Below are 18,396 nucleotides of genomic sequence, written 5' to 3'. Positions count from 1 at the left end.
ATGGCCCGCGGTCATGACGGCGACCCGTCGCGAGGGCCCAAGGCGCGCGCGGCGACGCGAGCGATGTGCAGCCGGCGCCCGCCCGCCCGTGCCTGGACGCTGATCGCGTCGCGCAGAAGTTCGGCGAGCGGATACTCATCGATGTAGCCGTAACCTCCATGTGCCTGGATGGCCGCGACGCAGGTCTCGACCGCTGCCCGACCCGCCGTAGCCGACACGGTCTCGGTCGATCCGCGGTCGAGGGCGGCGTCCAAGAGGGCCCTGGCGCCCTTGACCTTGAGATCCATGTCGGCAACGAGGGCACGTAGGCCCGCGAACGAACCGATCGGCACACCGAACTGGTGCCGTTCCATGACGTAGGTCTCGGCTTCGCGAACCGCTCGGTGGGCAGTCCCGATGAGGACTGCGCTGGTGAGCAGGTCCCAGTGCCCCAGTGCCTCCGGGGCGGCCAGTGGTTCCCCAGCGGCGGCTTCGGGAACATTCAACGTGACCAGCCCAGCGAGTCGTAGGCCGGTTCGCGGCGATGCGTCGGCAGAGTCGGCCACGTCCTCCCAGGCCATCGTTCTGGCCTCTCCGGCATCGGCGTCGAGCACCACCACATGCCGCGGCCCGAGCGCCGTGGGAACGACCGGCGCTGACGTCGCCACTGCCAGTGCGAACGCGGGTTCAGATGCCTCGCCGGCTGAGCCGTGAACCAGATCAGCGGCGTAGCGGGCGGCCAGAACGTACGCCAGTGACGGCGACGACTCGGCGGCGACTCGGACGGTGTGAGTCAGCCAGTGAAGGGCATCGGGCTCATCAGCTGTGTCGCGTCCGAGGTCCAGCAGGCCGGCACCGGCCAGCGCGTTGCGGGAGTCGGCAAGCGGACCCGGCGCGTCGGCCACCGAGGCAGCCACCTTCGCGACGACGTCCAGGAAGCTGTCGAGTTCACTGCTGGACGAGCTCACTGGTTGAACCTCGACCGGTCGGGCTCGCGACGCTCCTCGAACGACTTCGACATCTCATCGGCCTCCTGGGTGCTCCGGTACGCCGTGAGCAGCAGGTCGTGGGCGAGGCGAGCCTGGCCCGCCACTCCCGTGTGACGCCCGGAGAACGCCGTCTTCAGCGCGCTCAACGCGAACGGCCCACGAAGGCGCAGCGTCTGCGCGAGCTCCAGCGCATGGGCGACCGGGTCGTCGGCGATATCGTTCACCAGGCCCATGGTGAGAGCCTGATCAGCGGAGTATTTGCGGTTGAGGTACCACATCTCCTTCGCTCGGCGCCGGCCGATCGTCTCCTCGAGATACCACGTGCCGTAGCCGGCGTCGAAGCTGCCGACCATCGGGCCAACCTGCCGGAACACCGCGTGCGGTGCTGCGACTGTCAGGTCGCAGACGACGTGCAGGACGTTGCCGCCGCCGACCGCAAACCCGTTGACCGCGGCGATCACCGGCTTCGGCATGGTGTCGATGAACTCGTAGAGATCGATCACCGGCATGACGCTGGAGTAGTCGAGCGACTCCAGCTCCTCGTGCTCCCCGCCGATGCAGAAGAACTTCTCCCCTGCGCCAGTCAGGACGGCGACATCGATCGTTGGCGTCTCCCGGACCATGCGGAACGCATCAAGAAGCTCACGCGCCGTCTGGAACCGGAGCTTGTTCGCGTTCTCGGGCCGGTTGATCACGATCGTCGCCACTCCGTCCTCGACAGTGACGACGATGTCTTCGTAGTTCATCCGCTCTCCATCAACACTCGGGCCGACCGTCGTGGCGAACCATTCCGATTGGCAATTAGTTGACAACAACGTACATTGTCTTACACATACGGGCAAGCACCCGAGCAGAGCTCAACCGGAGATCAGCGAGCGCCACGGCGAGGAGCGAGAGCATGACGACAACCATCCCGATCTGCGTGGTCGGTGCCGGAACGATGGGGCGTGGAATCGCCCAGGTCGCCCTGGCTGCCGGGCATCGCGTCAGCTTGGTCGACCCCCAGGAGGATCAACTCCACGCAGCACGACATGAGATCTCGAAACGACTGGCGCGACGCCGGCCCGAACTTGCCGCCGCATTGGGCGAGCACCTCGGAACCTTCACCTCCATCGACGCCACCCCTCCAGACTCGGACACGCTGGTGATCGAGGCAGTGCTGGAGTCACTGGACGTCAAGACCGCCGTATTCCAGGATGCAGCGGCGCACTTCGGCCACGGTTGCATCCTCGCGACCAACACATCGTCGCTCTCGGTCACCGCCATCGCCGCCGGCACCCCGGTACCGGAGCGCGTGGTCGGCATGCACTTCTTCAATCCCGTGCCGGTGATGAAGCTGGTCGAGGTCGTGTCCGGAGTCCAGACCGATCCGGCGATTGCCGACCAGATCGCGGACCTCGCCACTTCCTGGGGGAAGCAGGTCGCGCGCGTGAAGTCCGCCCCGGGGTTCATCGTCAACCGAGTCGCTCGTGGCTTCTACGGCGAGGCGCTGCGACTCGTCGAGGAGCAGGTGTCGTCTCCAGCAACCGTCGATGAGGTCATGCGTGGCGCCGGTTTCCGCATGGGGCCGTTCGAACTGATGGACCTCATCGGCAACGACGTGAACGCCGCGGTGACTCGATCGGTCTGGACGGCCTTCAACTTCGATCCGCGATTCGAGCCATCCCGCATCCAGGACGAGCTCGTGGCCGCCGGCCACTACGGCCGCAAGCGCGGCCACGGTTTCTACTCTTACGTCGATGACACCCAGCCGGGCAAGCCCGTGGCCGTGCCTGCGAGCGGGACCCCCGACAAGGTCATACTCACCGGCGACTGCGCGCAACTCTCGACATTGCTCTCGCGCAGCGCGGTCGACGTCGATCACATCAGCGACTCCGACGGCGCCAGTCCATCGGCGACCCTTCCGAACGATGGGATCGTGGTCGTCGTGACCCGCGGGCTGACCGCCCACCAGGAATCCGCGGCTCGTGACGGAGCACCCGTCGTCGTCATCGACCGGTGCATCGACGCCGGAGCCGCAACCTCGATCGCAGCCGCCACGTCCCACCCGGAGACTCTCACCGGCGTCGCGGGTCTCCTCGCGGCAGCAGGGGTCGACGTCTACGAGGTCGACGACGTGCCGGGCCTCGTCGTGGCCCGCACGCTCGCGGTCATCGCCAACGAGGCCTGGGAGACCGCGCTCCACGGGGTCGCGACGCCGGACGACATCGATGTCGCCATGGAACTTGGGACCAACTATCCGGTCGGCCCGTTCGCCTGGACGCGGGACTGGGGACCGAGCACGGTCCTCGAGCTGCTCGACCAGCTGTGGTCGACCTATCACGACACCCGCTACCGGGCGAACCGCCTGCTACGGAGTGCCGCGACCTCCTGACAGCGTCCAGGAATCGCGGGTCGGACCCACTCTGGTAGTTGCCGGAGCGGGTCCGACCCTTCTCGCATTTCAGACGACCCCTCGAACACCACGACACCTCGCATCGCAACCCACCAGGCGACCTGCTGCAAGCGACGGCCAACCCTTCGCCCCCGAACAGGTGCCCTCCCTGAGCATCGTCTGGCACAGGCCTCGGCGGACTACCTCGTATGAAGTAAGTCACATCAATCCCTTGACTGCTTAATGTTTCACTAGTAGGAATGTGATGTGACACTCGTCATAAAGTCAAACAATTGGCGCAGGCGTCGGGACCTTCGGCTGGAGAGCAGGGTTGCTATGCATGAGGTACGGGGCGCGTGATGAGCGCCACGACACAGTCATCAGGGGTGGACAGGCAAGGGCGTAACGCCAGCCGTATCACCGATCTCAAGTACCGTTGGCCGGCGCGATACCGCGCGAGCTGGGCCGCCCTGGTCGTGCTGCTGGTCGTCATCGTGCCGGTCACGCCGCGGGCGTTGAGCGGCCCTTCCGTCGAGCTAGTCACGGCCTTGGCCGGCGTACTCGTCGTCGCCGCCCTGGGCCAGATGCTCGTCATCATGGTCGGCGCGCTCGATCTCTCGGTCGGAGCGATCGTGTCGGTGGCAGCGGGAGTGGTCGTCCACTACGGCGGCGAGAACGCCAACATCCCGTTGGTCATCGCCGCCGCCGTCCTCGTACCGGTGCTGCTGAGTCTGCTGAACGGTGTCCTGATCAGCGTGTTGCGACTCAACCCGCTGATCGTGACCCTGGCCACGTTCGGGATCATCACCGGGGCCATCCGGCTCTGGACCGGCGTCTCACTGTCGGTGACCGGCCGCGCGCCCGAGGCTTTGACCTCATTCGCCCAACCCGCCCTCGGCATGGTCAGTGCGATCTTTGTCTATGCGCTCGTCATCGCGGTGCTGCTCACCTTGATGTTGGGCAAGACCCGATTCGGCCAGCGCATCGCGTTCGTCGGGTCGAACCGACGCGCCGCGCGCGTGCTGGGCATCTCGGTCGTGCGGACCGAGCTCGGAACCTTCGCGCTGGCCGGCCTGCTCTACGGCATCGCCGGCGTCCTCCTCGCCGGGTACCTCGGGACACCTGACGTGCAGTCCGGCGCCGTCTATCAACTGGCCACGATCACCGTCGTGGGAATCGCGGGTGCGATGTTCGGTGGCGGCCCTGCCAACGTCGCCAGCGTCGTCAGCGCCGCCGTGTTCCTTCAGCTGCTCGACCAGTTCTTGGCGCTACTCGGCCTGGGCGCCGGCTCACGCGTCATGGTTCAAGGCTTCGTACTGGTCCTCGCCGTGGGCGCCATCACGATGGGGCAGTACAGCGCATCCGGTCTCAGCCGAGGCCTACGTCTCGGCGGCCGTCGATCCTCGAATCCTGCCTCGGACCACCACGATCCACTCCCCCGCGCTCGGGCGGACGAGCAAGCAATCTCGACCTCATCCCTGAATGGAGACAGAAATGACAACGACTAGGCGAGGCGGTATGCGCCTCCGACGGAGATGGACGAGACTCGGCGTCGTCGCACTCGCCACCACGCTGGCCGGGACCCTCGCGGCCTGTGGTCCCAGCTCGACCGGGGGCGGCAGTAACGAGCCACGTGCCGAGATGGCCGTAGTGGAGGTGAGCGATGAGGCAGTCACCTCTGTCATCCAGCGCGCCTTCCTTCAGGACATCCCGCTGGACGACCTCGATCCGGCAATCCAGGAGACCATGAAGGTCGCTGCTCAGGAGTGGACTCCCGACATGGAGAAGCAGCTCCAGGAGTGTCTGTCGAAGAACGTGTGCGAGACCGGACGCGGCTCCCTGACGGTCGCCTTCCCGAACGACAACATCAACCCATGGCGACAGACGTTCCGTGCCGAGCTCACTGCCCAGGCCATCGCCTCCCCCGACGTGGCCAAGATCATCTACAGCCTCGGCACCGACACCGCGAGCTGGCTCGCCAACTTCAAGAGCCTGGTGGCCCAGCAACCTGACGTGATCGTGATGGACTCGATCTTCGGCGCTGCCATCGCCCCTGCGGTGAGACAGGCGAAGGCGGCCGGGATCACCGTGGTTCAAGCGGAGACGAACCTTCCCAAGGAGGTCGCCGAGCTCGTCGACGTCCAGGCCACCTCCGACCTCTGCGCCGCCTACACCGACGGTGCGAAGCAGGTGACTGACCTCATTCCCGAGCCCTCGGGATACGGCCTCTACACGGGAATCCCCGGCAATGCGAGCGCCGCCGAGTGGCAGCCCTGTCTCGTCAAGGGTCTCGAGTCGGCCGACTGGAAGAAGGTCAACGAGGGCTTCACCCAGTGGACCCCCCAGGGCATGACCCAGGAGGGCAACGCGCTGCACGCATCGGGGACCAAGCCGGCAGCGGTGGCGTACGACTACACGATGGAGTACTTCTCCGCCCCGTTCCTCAAGGCCGGCGAGACGCCTCCGCTGATGATCTCCGACGCCATCAACTACTCCTACCTGGGGCAGCTGCGTGACGCGCAGGCTGACGGCATCGACGCCAAGGCGATGATCGCGAACAGCAGGGTCTGGTACGGCCGGGCAGGGCTGACCGCCGGCATCATGAAGGTGCTCGGCGAGGACGTCGGACATGACATCTCCATCCCGTACCCGATGGTCGATGCCGACGAGATCCTTCCGTCATTCGACCCGAAGATGCCGGCTAACGCTCCGGTCCCGACCCTGTTCGGCCCCGAGACGGCGGCCTCGGTCCTGGCGGCCGGGTCCTGACACTCCCGCAGCGGGTCCCGGGCGGCAGACGTCGCCCGGGACCTCGGCCCAATCCGGAAGGTTTCTGATGGACAACACCATTTCCTTGGAGCACGAGACAGCGCTTCCACCCGAGTCACCAACGCATGAAGGCGTATGCCTCCGCGGCGTCACCAAGACCTTTCCCGGCGTCCGAGCCCTCTCGGAGGTCGACTTCGACTGCGCTCCTGGTGAGGTGCACGCGTTGGTGGGCGAGAACGGGTCCGGGAAGTCCACGCTGATCAAGGTCGCCTCGGGGGTCCTCACGCCCGACAGCGGAACCGTCACGATCGGTGGCCAGCGGTTCACCGGCGGCGGCGTCAAACGCTCCCGTCAGCTGGGTCTGGCAACGGCCTACCAGGACACCGCGCTCATCGCGGACCTGAGCGTCGCGGACAACATCAGTCTCTCGCTGAATGCCATCGGCATGAGGAAGCCGGCCGACCTGGACGCGACCTTGGCCCGGTTCGACCTCCCGTTCAAGCAGACCGATCTGGTATCACGCCTCGGCCCTGGGGCACGCCAGCTGCTCGAGGTCGCACGAGCCATGGTCACCGAGCCGGGCGTGCTCATGCTGGACGAGCCCACGGCCGCCCTCGACATGCGTCTGGCTGCTCATCTCGAGGAGTTGGTCAAGCGGGCGTGTGACGCGGGCACCGCAGTGGTCTTCGTCAGTCACCGTCTGGCCGAGGTTCGTCGTCTGGCGGACCGGCTCACGGTGATTCGCGACGGCGTACGCCAAGGCACCTTCAGCTCCAAGGACTGGGAGGTGGCCGACATCGTCGAACTGATGGTCGGTGCCCCGACCGAGCTCGAGTTCCCCAAGCGTGCGACGCCCACCAGCACCGACCTACGGTTGGAGGTACGTGAGCTTCGCGGCCACGAGTTCGGGCCGGTGTCCCTCCAGGTGCGTGCCGGCGAGATCGTCGGAGTTGCAGGCGCCGAGGGCAACGGGCAACGGGCGCTGCTCCGCGGGATCATCGGCATCGATCGGCAAGGCGGCACCGTCGCGGTCAACGGAAGAAGCCTGCATCGGGTCACACCCGGAACTGCACTGGCCGCCGGGATCAGCCTTCAGAGCGGCGACCGGGCCGCCGAGTCGATCTTCGCCCCGGTGAGTGTCATGGACAACGCAACCGCTCAGCTGGGGCCAGAGGCTGGACCGGCGGGAACCTCTCTGCTGGGGCGGCGGCGTCCGGCCTTCGCGAAGGCCAGTCGGGACCTCGGCATCGTGTCCGCATCCCCGTTCCAGCCGATCAGCTCCCTGTCCGGGGGAAACCAGCAGAAGACCGTCCTGGCACGCCCGTCGTTGAAGAACCCGAAGGTGCTGATCGTCGATGAACCGACCCAAGGCGTCGACGCGCGGGCCCGCCTGGACATCTACCGAGTCCTGAGCGCCGCGGCCGACGACGGGATCGGAGTGCTCATCAACTCCTCCGACTCCGCCGAGCTCGAAGGTCTGTGTGACCGCGTCTATGTGATGTCGCGTGGCTCCGTGGTCACGGAGCTGAGCCAGCCCACCACCGAGAGCGAGATCGTACACAGCTTCGTCAGCGCCACGGACGCGGCAGAGGCACGGGGTGCCACCGACACGGCGCGTGGCAGCAGGTGGCGTCGCCTCCTGGAGCGGGGCATCGCGCACGTCTCCACACCGGTTCTGCTGCTGCTGATCACCATCCTCGCTTTCTACGCCCAGAGCCGGTCGGAGTTCTTCTGGACCACGTTCAACCTCTCCAACCTTCTCCTCCTCTCACTGCCGCTCGCCTTCGTCGCGCTGGGACAGCAGTTCAACATGCTCTCCAGACTCTTCGATCTCTCGATCGGGTCGGTGATGAGCCTGACCGTCGTCATCGTGTCGATGACACTGCCCGACCTCTCGTCCGGTTCCGTCCTCACAACTGCCCTGGCGCTGGCCGGCGTCGTCATCGCGGTGGGCGGGTTCAACAGCCTGCTGATCGTCGTACTGAAAGTTCCCGCGATCGTGGCCACCGTCGCGTCGATGGGCATCGTTCAGGGGATCGCCATCCTGCTCAGGCCCGAACCCGGTGGCGTGATCGCTCCTGAGTTCGTCGCCGGGGTCGTGCACGGACTCGGCTACATCCCGTACGCCTTCATCGCGCTCGTCGCGCTCACCATCGGTATGGAGTACTGGCTCTACCGGCGAGGGCGCGGGCTGGCGCTGCGGGCAGTCGGGTACGACGGCGAGTCCGCCTTCCGTCTGGGCGAGCGGGTGGCCTGGATCCAGACCGGCGCACTGATGACCTGCACCCTCGGAGCAGTGATCGGAGGCGTGTTCCTGGCCGCTCAGACAGGCATGGGCTCCAACTCCGTCGGCGCCGGTTACACGCTCCCATGCTTCGCCGCCGTCTTCTTGGGCGGTGCCGTGCTCACCGGCGGTCGCGGATCCTTCATCGGCGCCATGCTCGGAGCCCTGTTCCTGGCGACCCTCGACAACGTGACCCCACTGCTCAACATTCCCGACGCCTGGCGGCAGATCCTCTACGGGCTCATCCTGCTCGTCGCCATCGCCGCCTACACGTCCTTGGCGAGGATCCGCACCAAGACTCGCTGACGGACCGTCGACTCAACCTCGATCACCTATTCAACAAGGAGACAACATGCCAGCACTCAGCAACAAGTCCGTCCTCATCACCGGCGCGCTGGGCACCATCGGGCAAGCCCTGGTCGCCCGCTATGCCGAGGAGGGCGCCAAGATCATCGCGCTCGACCGTCCCGATGCGCCCGACGCTCAGAAGATCCTGGACGCCATCGCCCCGGACGTTCGCTTCGTGGGCTGCGATCTCGGCGATCTGCAGGAGCTCGAGAAAACGGCCACGGAGCTGGCTGACGAGGTCGGCGGGATCGACGTACTAATCAACAACGCAGCCCTGGTGATCTTCAAGCCTCACGAGGAGTTCTCCATCCAGGAGTACGAGGATCAGGTTCGGGTGAACTCCTCTGCCGTATTCGTCCTCTCACGCGCCTGCGCGAAGCACATGAAGGCCAAGAACTACGGCAAGATCGTCAACATCACCTCACTGACACTGACCGGGCGTTGGGAGGGTTACGTCCCGTACATCGCGTCGAAGGGCGCGATGTACGGACTGATCAAGGGCATGGCTCGCGAGCTGGGCGAGCACCTGATCAACGTCAACGGCATCTCGCCGGGCGCCGTACTCTCCGACGCCGAGTTCACCCAGCGTGGGGACAAGCGCGACGAGTACCACGAGTGGGTGTTGGAGAACCAGAGCATCAAGCGGCGCATCGAGCCGGTCGACATCGCCAACCTCGCGGTGTTCCTGTCGACCTCCCAGTCGGACCTGATCACCGGCCAGAACATCCAGGTCGACGCCGGCATGTAGACATGACAAATGGCGTGTGGCCTACCTCCGGTGGAGGTAGGCCACACGCCATTTGGTTGAAGGCCCCCGCGCTGCCAGCAGCGCACATCGGCTCAACTTGGAGACTGGCTGTACCTCTCCATGACCGCGAGGATGCCCTTGCGTACCTCGGGCCGCGCGATCAGGTCGATGTTGGCAGCAAGGCTCTCCTGGAGCGCCGCCTCCAGCTCGACGGTCGCCGCGGCGCGCGCGACCCGCTTGGCCCGTGCATAGGTCGCGACCGGGCCGTGCATCATCTCGGTCGCGACCTCGCGGGCACGTCGGTCGAGGTCGTCGACCGAGCACACCTCACTGACCATTCCGAGCTCGAGCGCCTCGTCCGCGGTGATGAAGGCGCCGCTGGCGATCATCCGGGACGCCGGCGCGAGACCTATCAGAGGTGGGAGGAGGTACGCACCGCCGGCAACGGGGACCATCCCGAGGTTGACGTAGCTCTCGGCGAACTTCGCCGTGGACGCCGCAATGCGGAGGTCACAGGCGAGCCCGAAGTCCAGACCGCCCGCGGTTGCCGCCCCGTTGTAGGCAGCGATCACCGGAAGCGGAGCGTTCCAGAGCTGGCGCACCGTCACCTGGACCGCCGGCATCCAGATGTCGGCGAGATAGTCCATCAACGCGTCCGGACCGTCGGCCGTGTAGACGTCGTACATCTCGCGGACGTCAGCACCCGCGCAGAAGACGCGCCCGGTCCCGGTGAGCACGACGGCACCTACGCCGTCGGTATCCGCGAGCTCCTGAACAGCCTCCCCCATCCGGCGCACGACGTCGGGCGTGACCGAGTTGCCTCGGTCGGGACGGTTGATCCTGACAGTGCCACACCCATCAGCCGAGCTGACGACGATGTCATCCACGCGTCCTCACCACTTTCGTCACGTTCTTCGGTAGGCACGCCGGGTCCTCGACCCATCCGCGCACGAGCTTCTTGATGTCACCCCGAGCGATCTTCGACTCGCCGGAGGCTCGAGGTATCGGGTCCGCCGACAGGTAGACATGCCCTGGACGCTTGAAGCCGGCCACCCGGTCCTTGACCCAGCCATCCAGCTCTTGGGCCGTGTTCGCCGTGAGGGCCGAGACGTGAACGTACGCGGCGGGCGTCTCTCCCCATCGCTGGTCGGGTACGCCGACGACCACCGCTTCGCGTACGTCGTCGTGCGACTCGAAGGCTCGCTCGATCTCCACCGGCTGGATGTTCGTACCTCCGGTGATGATGGTCTCGCTGGCGCGGCCCACGATGTAGATCCTGCCGGCGTCGTCGATGTGGCCGAGGTCCGAGGTGCGCCACCAGCCGTCGTCCAGAAGGCGCTCGCGATGCTCCGCTTCACCGCCGAGCAGGGTCGGCGCCACGCTCGGGGTACGGATGACGAGCTCGCCGTCCTCCCCCGGCTCGGGCCGCTCCAGCACCACCCCGTCCTTGAGGACGGAGAACTCCACGCCCGGCACGGGCCGGCCGATCGAGGACCAGAGCTCGCGGCTGCGCATCTCCGGCTTCGAGAGCAGGGTGGTCGAAGCCGGTGCCTCGGTCTGTCCCCAGCACTGCACCATGGCATCGGTGTGCTCGCTGACGACCTCGAGTGCGGGGAGGGCAGCCGGCTCACCGGCGAGCATCAGGCACGAGAGTGCCGAGCCCCGCAGCCTCGGCAGCTCTGGCGAGGTGCTCAGCCGGCGGAGCATCGTGGGAACCGCGAAAATCCAGGTGATGCCGCGCTCCGCGATGACGCGGAGCATCTCGTCTGCGTCGAAGCGCTCCATGATCACGTTGGTGCCACCGCACACGAGCGTCGGAAGTACGCTCCAGCCTCCCGCATAGACCAACGGGGCGACCTGCAGCGTGCGGGGAGCGGCGACCGGGCCGCTGGAGCACATCACCCAGGTGTTGCCGAGCATGGCCGCCCGCGCGCCACGGTGGGAGATCGGGATGCCCTTGGGGCGGCCGGTCGATCCGGAGCTGAACCGGATGTGGTACAGGTCGTCCGGGCCGGTCGCCACCTGCACCCGCGCACCGGAGCCGCCCGCCACCAAGTCGGCGAACGAGAGCCAGCCGTCGCGGGAGCCGATGATCGACTTGAGCACCTCGCCGTCGACGAGCACCTCGTCGAGCGCCGTAGCCGAGGCATCGTCGGCGACGACGAGCCGGACCTCCGCCAGCTCGATGCATCGAGCGAGCTCGTGCGGTGCGAAGCGGTGGTTCAGCGGGACCTTGACGAGGCCGGCCTTCAGGAGAGCGAACTCCAGCACGACGTACTCGACGTGGTTCTGGGCGGCGTACGCCACCCGGTCCCCGGGGCGAAGGCCCAGCCCGATGAAGGCATTGGCGAGGCGGTTGGACGCATCACTCAGCTGAGCGATCGTGTAGCGACGCTCGCCGGCGGCGTCTTCCACGGCCAAGTGCTGCGCCGGTCTGCGCTCCACCTGGCTCATCAGCTGGACGACGGTCTGGGCGACCGAGGCGGAGTTCACGGCCATCGCTCAGTCCTGACCGAAGCCGATCGGCATGGTCGCCAGCGAAAGACCGCCGTCGACCACGATCGTCTGGCCATTGATCGCGCTGCTGCGCGGCTCGCACAGGAAGGCCATGACGTCGGCGACCTCGTCCGGCGTCGGGTACGCCCCGGAGGGAGTCTGGGCCAGCCACTGCTTGGCGTAGTCCTCCCACGCCTCGCCGGCGTAGTAGCGGAACGAGTCTGTGTCGATCGGGCCGGGGCATACGCCCACAGCGGTGACGCCCTGGCCTGCCAGCTCGATCGCGAGGTACTTCACGATCGCCTCCATCGCTGCCTTGGCGGCACCGAGCAGGCCGTGACCCGGCAACGCCCGGAAGCTGTCCCAGCCACTGACGGCGAGCACCCGCCCGCCCGCCGGCATGTGCGGAAGGCTCAGGCGCACCAGGTCGAGGAAGCCCTGGACGGTGATGCCCATGGTCTTGTCGATGTGGTGCCCGTGGATCTGCATCAGCGGCTTGAACGCGCTCGCCGCGGCGTTGGCCACCACGACGTCGATGCTGCCGAACCGCTCGACGACCTGTTCGACCATCGCCGCTACGGCCTCGGTGTCGGACACGTCGGCCCGGACAGCGAGCGCCGCACCCCCTGCTGCCTCGACGTCCTTGACCGTCTGCTGCGCGGCCTCGTCGTCGCGACGGTAGTTGATCACGATGTTGGCGCCCTCGGCGGCGAGCTTGAGCGCGAGGCGTTGGCCCATTCCGCGCGAGCCCCCGGTGATGATGACCGTCTTGTTCTGCATGTTCGTCGCCTCGTCCTGTTATGCGGTGGATTCTTGTACTTGCTGGTGCACGGCGGCACGGGACATGGATCTCCACCCGCACCTGCTGCGACGGCCCGCTAGGAGCTCATCGTGAGCCCGCCGCCCACGCAGAGGGTCTGTCCGGTGACGTAGCTCGATTCAGCCGAGGTCAGGTAGGCGATCGCATCCGCGATCTCCTCCGGCTTTCCGGCGCGGCGCAGCGGGATGGCGCGTACGACGCTGGACAAGAGGGTCTCCCCGCCCTGGCTCTCGAGCAACGGCGTCTCGGTGACACCCGGAGCGACCACATTGACCCGGATCCCGAACCGTGCCCACTCCCGGGCCAGTGCCTTGGCCAATGCCACGACGCCGCCCTTCGCAGCCGAGTAGACCGCCTCCCCCGACTGGCCGACCATGCCCGCCTCGGAGCTGGTGAGAACGATGGTGCCGCCGATCTCTCGCATGGCCTCTCCGGCCGCGGCGCTGATATGGATCGCAGACATCAGGTTGACGTCGATGATGCGACGCCAGTAGTCGGGAGTCTCTTCGAGGAACCGCGTGATCGCCGTCCAGCCGACCGTCGAGACGACATGGTCGATCCTGCCGGTCTCGGCGACCACGGCGGCTACGAGCCGGCGGCACTCCTCGGCGCTGGTCGCATCCCATGCCTCTCCAAGATCCACGATGCCCTCGTGCTCGGCGGCCAGCTTGGCGACCGCCTCGTCATTGAGGTCGGCTGCGACTACTTGCATGCCGGACGCGGCGAGCCTCAGCGCCGTTGCGCGTCCGATGCCGGAGCCGGCACCGACTACCAGGGCTGTATGGGTCTCGCTGCTGTCTGACATGAGGGTCCTCCTGTGTTGCGACGCTCGCGGAGCGCGGGTTGAACGGGTCCTTGACGACGTTTGGTGATGCCGCTGCCTCGCTAGAGCGAGGGAAGGGCGTGTGCTTCCTCCTCGAAGCCGTAGATCGACTTCACCTCCAGGTACTCCTCGAGGCCGAACACGCCCATCGACCGACCGATGCCGGACTGCTTGTAGCCGCCCATCGGGGTCAGCGAGTTCGTGTTGGCGCCGTTGAAGGAGATGCGACCGGCCCGCAGGCCGCAGGCGAACTCATAGCCGCGTCTGCGGTCCTCGCTGAAGACATAGCCGCCCAACCCGAAGATCGAGTCGTTGGCGATGTCCAGCGCCTCCGCCTCGCTCTGGTAAGGCATGACCACCAAGACAGGACCGAAGATCTCCTCCTTGGCCAACGTCATCTCGGGGGTCACGTCCGCCAGTACCGTCGGTCGGCAGAAGAAGCCCCGGTCGAACCCGTCCACCCGGCCCGGTCCCCCGACGACGAGGCGGCCGCCCTCCTCGAGGCCGACGTCGATGTGGTTCTGCACGCTCTTGAACTGCTGGGCATGCACGAGCGGGCCATGTGTGGTGGCCGGGTTGCGTGGATCGCCCACGCGCATCCGCGCGATCTCGTCCTCGAGGAACGGCAGGATGTCCTCGACCTGGCTCTCGTGGACCAGGAGCCGGCTGGGCGAATGGCACGACTGGCCGGTGTTGGAGAAGCCGCGCTGGATGTTCCAGCGGGCGGCCTTCTCCAGGTCGCCATCGGTCAGCACGATGTTGGCCGACTTGCCACCGAGCTCCAGACAGACCCGCTTGACGGTCTGTGCCGCTGACTGTCCCACCCGGGATCCGGCGACGGTCGACCCGGTGAACGACACCATGTCGACGTCCGGATGGCTCGACAGCGCCTCGCCTACGACGCTGCCACGACCGATGACCAAGTTGAAGACTCCGGGCGGGACGCCCGCTTCGTCCATCACCTCGGCCAGCGCCACACCCGACGCAGGCGAGGCGTCCGAAGGCTTGAGCACCATCGTGCAGCCGGCCGCGATGCCGTAGATCACTTTGATCACCGATGTCTGGATGGGCCAGTTCCACGGCGAGATCAGCGCACAGACACCAATGGGCTCGCGCCTGACGATCGTGTCTGCCAATTGCTGTTCGAAGGCGTAGGTCGCGATCAGATCGCGGGCGACCTTCATGTGCCCTGCCGGGCCGGTCACCTGCGCCTTGAACGAGACAGGCACACCGACCTCTTGCGCGATCAACTGCGACAGCTCCGCCTCGCGACGTTCGTACGCCGCGATGATCCGGTCGATCAGCGCGACCCGCTCGTCGATCGAGGTCGTCGAGAAGCTTGGGAACGCGTGCTTCGCCGCCGCGACCGCGCGATCGACATCGTCTCCACCGGCCCCGGAGGTCACCGTTGCCCACGGTTCCTCGGACGTCGGGTCGATCAGCGTCCGCGTCTCCTCGCCCGATGGCTCAACCCACTTGCCGTCGATGTAGAGATGGTGAAACTGCTTCACTTCGTGCCTCCAGAGTCTTCGAATGCGTGCGTGTAGGTCGGGCCGGCGTCGCTGGTCTAGGTCAGCTCGTCGTGTGCCCAACCGAGCGCCTCGACGGCTGGTGCCAGTCCGAGGGTCGTCCCCAACAGCAGGATGACCACCTGCTCGATCTCCGCCAGCGTCGCTCCGGCATCGACGGCGCGGGTGCAGTGCACCCGGAACCCGCCCTCGTTCTTCGTGGCCGCGAAGCCCGTGAGCAGCGTCAGCTCCCGCTGCTTGGCATCGAGCGGACCGAAGGCGTCCGCGGCGACGCGGAGCCCACGGAAGGCGGTAGCCACGTCCGGTGCGGTCTCCCGCAGCCGGTCGAGGTTCGATACGAACGTGTCCTGTTTGCTCAACGGGTAGTCATAGCTCAACTGGCTCAGTCCTTCGTGATGTCGGTGGAATCCGATGCGAGACGTCCGAGTGCGGGCAGGTTGTAGCCCTCGGCGTACTCCCCCGCCGCCTTCCGGATCGAGTCCGCGGGCGCCTTCGCGTAGAGGCGGCGACGGCTGACGAACGAGCCCGACTTCTGGCGGATGCGGATCGCGCTCTCGGCCGCTGCGACGAGCGACACCGTGCCGTCGAGCAACGGTGCTCCGTCGATCTCGCGCAGACCGACCGCGTTCAAGAAGGCTGTGAGTCGGCCCCCGGCGGGAATGACGACCTCGGCGCCCTTCTCGAGCGACGCGCGCGCCGCTGCGGTGAACGATTCGATCGCCTTCTCGCGACCGGACTCGTCGGAGAAACAGGCGTCGAGCTCGTGCGGGGTCAGGCCCATGCACTCGATGCTCGCCAGCCGGCCACGGAGGCCGTACTTCGCCACGTTCTCCTCGAACCGTCCGCCGAAGTAGGGGTTGACTCCTACGAGCGAGAACGTGCTGCCCATCATGCAGGAGGTCAACATCGACGTCTCGCCGAGGCCGAGGACAGGGATGTCGACCATGGAGCGCGCCTCACGCAGCCCGGGATCGAGGATGTTTCCGATCGCGACCGCGTCGTAGCCGTCCTGCTCCGCGCCGATCACCGAGTCCAGGATCGAGATCCAATCGAGCGTCTCGAAGAAGCGGAAGCTGTCGATACGGCCGACGCGGGTGCCCCTCAGGTCCACCTCGGTGCCGGGTGACTTCACCTGGTCCACGTAGTCCCGCAGGAACGGGAAGTAGTTCGGCGAGTACTCCTCGCGCGACATGCTCAGATAGAGGATCTTCGGCATCAGGGCATCCTCTCGAAGATCGCCGCGATGCCCTGGCCGCCGCCGATGCACATGGTCTCCATGCCATAACGAGACTCCCGCCGGTCCATCTCCCGCAAGAGATTGGCCAGGATGCGCCCGCCAGTCGCACCGATCGGGTGGCCCAGCGAGATACCAGACCCGTTGACGTTCACCCGCTCGAGGTCGGCGTCGGTCAGGCCCCATCCACGGAAGCAGCCCAGGACTTGGGCGGCAAATGCCTCGTTGAGCTCGATCAGATCGATGTCGGCCCACGACAAGCCGGCCCGCTTGAGTGCGCGCTGGGCTGCCGGCACCGGGCCGATGCCCATCATCCGCGGCTCGACTCCGGCCAAGGACCAGCTGACCAGCCGAGCGAGCGGGCGCAGTCCGAGCGACGCCGCCTTCTCGGGGGTGGTCACGATGGCGACCGCAGCAGCGTCGTTCTGGCCACTCGAGTTTCCCGCCGTGACCGTGGCATCCGGACGCCCTGCCGCGAGCATCGGCTTCAGCCGGGCGAGGGACTCGACCGTCGTGCCCGGGCGAGGGTGCTCGTCACGGGTGATGACGAGTGGGTCAGCCTTGCGCTGAGGCACTGTCACCGGAACGGTCTCGTCCTCGAACAGACCGGCCTCCATGGCCGCCACCGCGCGAGCGTGCGACCGGACCGCCCACTCGTCCTGCTCGAGACGGGTGACACCGAACTCGCGGCCGACGTTCTCCGCCGTCTCGATCATTCCGCCCTCGACCGGGAAGCGCCAGCCACCGGAGTTCGTGCGCGGCTGGGCCAGCCGGTCCAGCATGCGCGGCGCCCCACCGGCGTTCCATCGCATGTTCGGCACGTAGTACTCAGCCTGGCTCATGCTCTCCGCACCGCCGGCCAGGACCAGGTCCGAGCCTCCTGTGGCCACCTGCATGCAGGCGTAGAGCACTGCCTGGAGACCCGAACCGCACCGGCGGTCGAGTTGGAGCCCCGGCACCGTCACGTCGAGCCCGGCGTCGAGCACCGCGATGCGACCGATCGCGGCGGCCTCGCCGTTGGCGTACCCCTGGCCGAAGATGACGTCATCGATGTCGTCGGCTGTGATGCCGGTGCGATCGACCAGGCCTTTGACCACGGTAGAGGCCAGGCTCGCGACTGACACGTCCTTGAACATGCCCCCGTACCGACCGACGGGTGTGCGGATCGGCTCGCAGATGACCGCCTCGGTCATGTTGTTCGCTCCCATCTCAGACGCTCGACTCTCCACCGTCGACCGCGATGGTCTGGCCGGTCAGAAAGTCCGGCGCCTCGAGCGCGAGGTAGCGCACGACGTTGGCCAACTCATCCGGATCGCCCATGCGATGAGCCGGGATCCGGCGCAGGACCTTCGCCATAGCTGCCTCGTCCGCGCGCAGCTCGGCGTTGATGTCGGTGGCGAAGTAGCCCGGCGCGACCGCGTTCATCTGCGCGCCGAACCTAGCCCACTCGGCAGCGACGGCACGGGTGAAGTTGATGACGGCGCCCTTGGATGCGCCGTAGGCCGAATATCCGGGACGCCCCACCAGACCGAACACCGAGGCGATGTTGACGGCACGCCCCTGCCCCTGTTCGGCGAATCGACGGCCGGCCTCTCGGCTGCACAGGAACATGCCGCGAACATTGGTGTCGAAGATGCGGTCCCACTCCCCCTCGTCGAGGTCGACCAGGTTGGACAGCGCAGCGATCCCCGCGTTGTTGACGAGAACGTCGACCGCACCCAGCTCGCCCTCCGCGGCCCGGAACAACCCCGCGACCGCGTCTGCGTCTGTCACGTCGGTCGGATGCACGAACGCCTTCCCGCCCTCCGCTTCGATCGCCTTCTGCACCTGCTCCAACTGCTCGACGGACCGGCCGGCAAGTGCGACGGCGGTGCCGGCAGCAGCAAGTTCGCGGGCGATTGCCTCGCCTAGACCCCGCCCGGCTCCAGTTACGACAGCTACTGTGGACATGTCTGAATAATGTCTGACATCATGCACGGCAGTCAAGTGTTGACCCACCGAGG

Annotated in this window: 16 protein-coding genes; 5 read left to right on the top strand and 11 right to left on the bottom strand. The window is 66.8% G+C overall.

All coding sequences use genetic code 11. The features are described 5' to 3' along the window. Positions 1-11 precede the first annotated feature (11 nt). Together OH802_RS17710 and OH802_RS17705 are read right to left on the bottom strand one after the other, a co-directional pair. A complete protein-coding gene (locus OH802_RS17710) occupies positions 12-947 on the bottom strand; it encodes an acyl-CoA dehydrogenase family protein (protein ID WP_406020583.1) in 936 nt (311 codons plus the stop codon). Beyond that, positions 944-1,714, bottom strand: a complete 771-nt coding sequence (locus tag OH802_RS17705) for an enoyl-CoA hydratase-related protein (RefSeq protein WP_406020581.1) — start codon at positions 1,712-1,714, stop codon at positions 944-946. The genes OH802_RS17710 and OH802_RS17705 overlap by 4 nt, the downstream gene beginning before the upstream one ends. Before the next feature lie 152 nt (positions 1,715-1,866). Between OH802_RS17705 and OH802_RS17700 the strand changes: the two genes are divergently transcribed. The 5 genes from OH802_RS17700 (at position 1,867) to OH802_RS17680 (ending at position 9,491) form a co-directional block, all read left to right on the top strand. After that, positions 1,867-3,342, top strand: coding sequence for a 3-hydroxyacyl-CoA dehydrogenase (locus OH802_RS17700; RefSeq protein WP_406020579.1), 1,476 nt, complete (start codon positions 1,867-1,869; stop codon positions 3,340-3,342). Positions 3,343-3,701: 359 nt separating this feature from the next. Beyond that, positions 3,702-4,850 carry an ABC transporter permease gene (locus OH802_RS17695; protein WP_406029339.1) on the top strand — a complete coding sequence of 383 codons (1,149 nt, stop codon included), beginning with the start codon at positions 3,702-3,704 and terminating at the stop codon, positions 4,848-4,850. A gap of 10 nt (positions 4,851-4,860) precedes the next feature. Then, complete coding sequence (locus tag OH802_RS17690; protein ID WP_406020577.1) at positions 4,861-6,111, top strand: substrate-binding domain-containing protein; 1,251 nt, start codon at positions 4,861-4,863, stop codon at positions 6,109-6,111. Between the two features lie 67 nt (positions 6,112-6,178). Further along, positions 6,179-8,701: an ATP-binding cassette domain-containing protein gene (locus OH802_RS17685; protein WP_406020575.1), complete on the top strand. Its 2,523-nt coding sequence runs from the start codon at positions 6,179-6,181 to the stop codon at positions 8,699-8,701. Between the two features lie 46 nt (positions 8,702-8,747). Beyond that, a complete protein-coding gene (locus tag OH802_RS17680) occupies positions 8,748-9,491 on the top strand; it encodes an SDR family oxidoreductase (protein WP_406020573.1) in 744 nt (247 codons plus the stop codon). 92 nt (positions 9,492-9,583) lie between these two features. On the opposite strand, the gene OH802_RS17675 is transcribed toward OH802_RS17680, so the two are convergent. From OH802_RS17675 to OH802_RS17635, 9 genes are all read right to left on the bottom strand, one after another. Then, entirely contained in the window at positions 9,584-10,378 is a 795-nt protein-coding gene (locus OH802_RS17675; RefSeq protein WP_406020571.1) for an enoyl-CoA hydratase/isomerase family protein, read from the bottom strand. Beyond that, on the bottom strand, positions 10,371-11,990 hold the full coding sequence (locus OH802_RS17670) for a class I adenylate-forming enzyme family protein (protein WP_406020569.1): 1,620 nt from the start codon (positions 11,988-11,990) through the stop codon (positions 10,371-10,373). The genes OH802_RS17675 and OH802_RS17670 overlap by 8 nt, the downstream gene beginning before the upstream one ends. 3 nt (positions 11,991-11,993) lie before the next feature. Continuing rightward, complete coding sequence (locus OH802_RS17665) at positions 11,994-12,767, bottom strand: SDR family oxidoreductase (protein WP_406020567.1); 774 nt, start codon at positions 12,765-12,767, stop codon at positions 11,994-11,996. Between the two features lie 98 nt (positions 12,768-12,865). Next, complete coding sequence (locus OH802_RS17660) at positions 12,866-13,612, bottom strand: SDR family NAD(P)-dependent oxidoreductase (RefSeq protein ID WP_406020565.1); 747 nt, start codon at positions 13,610-13,612, stop codon at positions 12,866-12,868. A gap of 80 nt (positions 13,613-13,692) precedes the next feature. After that, positions 13,693-15,141: an aldehyde dehydrogenase family protein gene (locus OH802_RS17655; RefSeq protein WP_406020563.1), complete on the bottom strand. Its 1,449-nt coding sequence runs from the start codon at positions 15,139-15,141 to the stop codon at positions 13,693-13,695. 56 nt (positions 15,142-15,197) lie between these two features. Then, positions 15,198-15,536, bottom strand: a complete 339-nt coding sequence (locus tag OH802_RS17650; RefSeq protein WP_357357408.1) for a carboxymuconolactone decarboxylase family protein — start codon at positions 15,534-15,536, stop codon at positions 15,198-15,200. 5 nt (positions 15,537-15,541) lie between these two features. After that, positions 15,542-16,375: an aspartate/glutamate racemase family protein gene (locus tag OH802_RS17645; RefSeq protein ID WP_406020561.1), complete on the bottom strand. Its 834-nt coding sequence runs from the start codon at positions 16,373-16,375 to the stop codon at positions 15,542-15,544. After that, positions 16,375-17,586, bottom strand: a complete 1,212-nt coding sequence (locus OH802_RS17640) for an acetyl-CoA C-acetyltransferase (protein ID WP_406020559.1) — start codon at positions 17,584-17,586, stop codon at positions 16,375-16,377. The genes OH802_RS17645 and OH802_RS17640 overlap by 1 nt, the downstream gene beginning before the upstream one ends. Positions 17,587-17,602: 16 nt before the next feature. After that, a complete protein-coding gene (locus OH802_RS17635) occupies positions 17,603-18,343 on the bottom strand; it encodes an SDR family NAD(P)-dependent oxidoreductase (protein WP_406020557.1) in 741 nt (246 codons plus the stop codon). Positions 18,344-18,396: the final 53 nt, after the last annotated feature.

The organism is Nocardioides sp. NBC_00850 (assembly GCF_045207335.1).
Lineage (GTDB): Bacteria > Actinomycetota > Actinomycetes > Propionibacteriales > Nocardioidaceae > Nocardioides.
The sequence above is the reverse complement of the archived record's forward strand: the minus strand, read 5'-3'. Positions and strand labels throughout refer to the sequence as shown.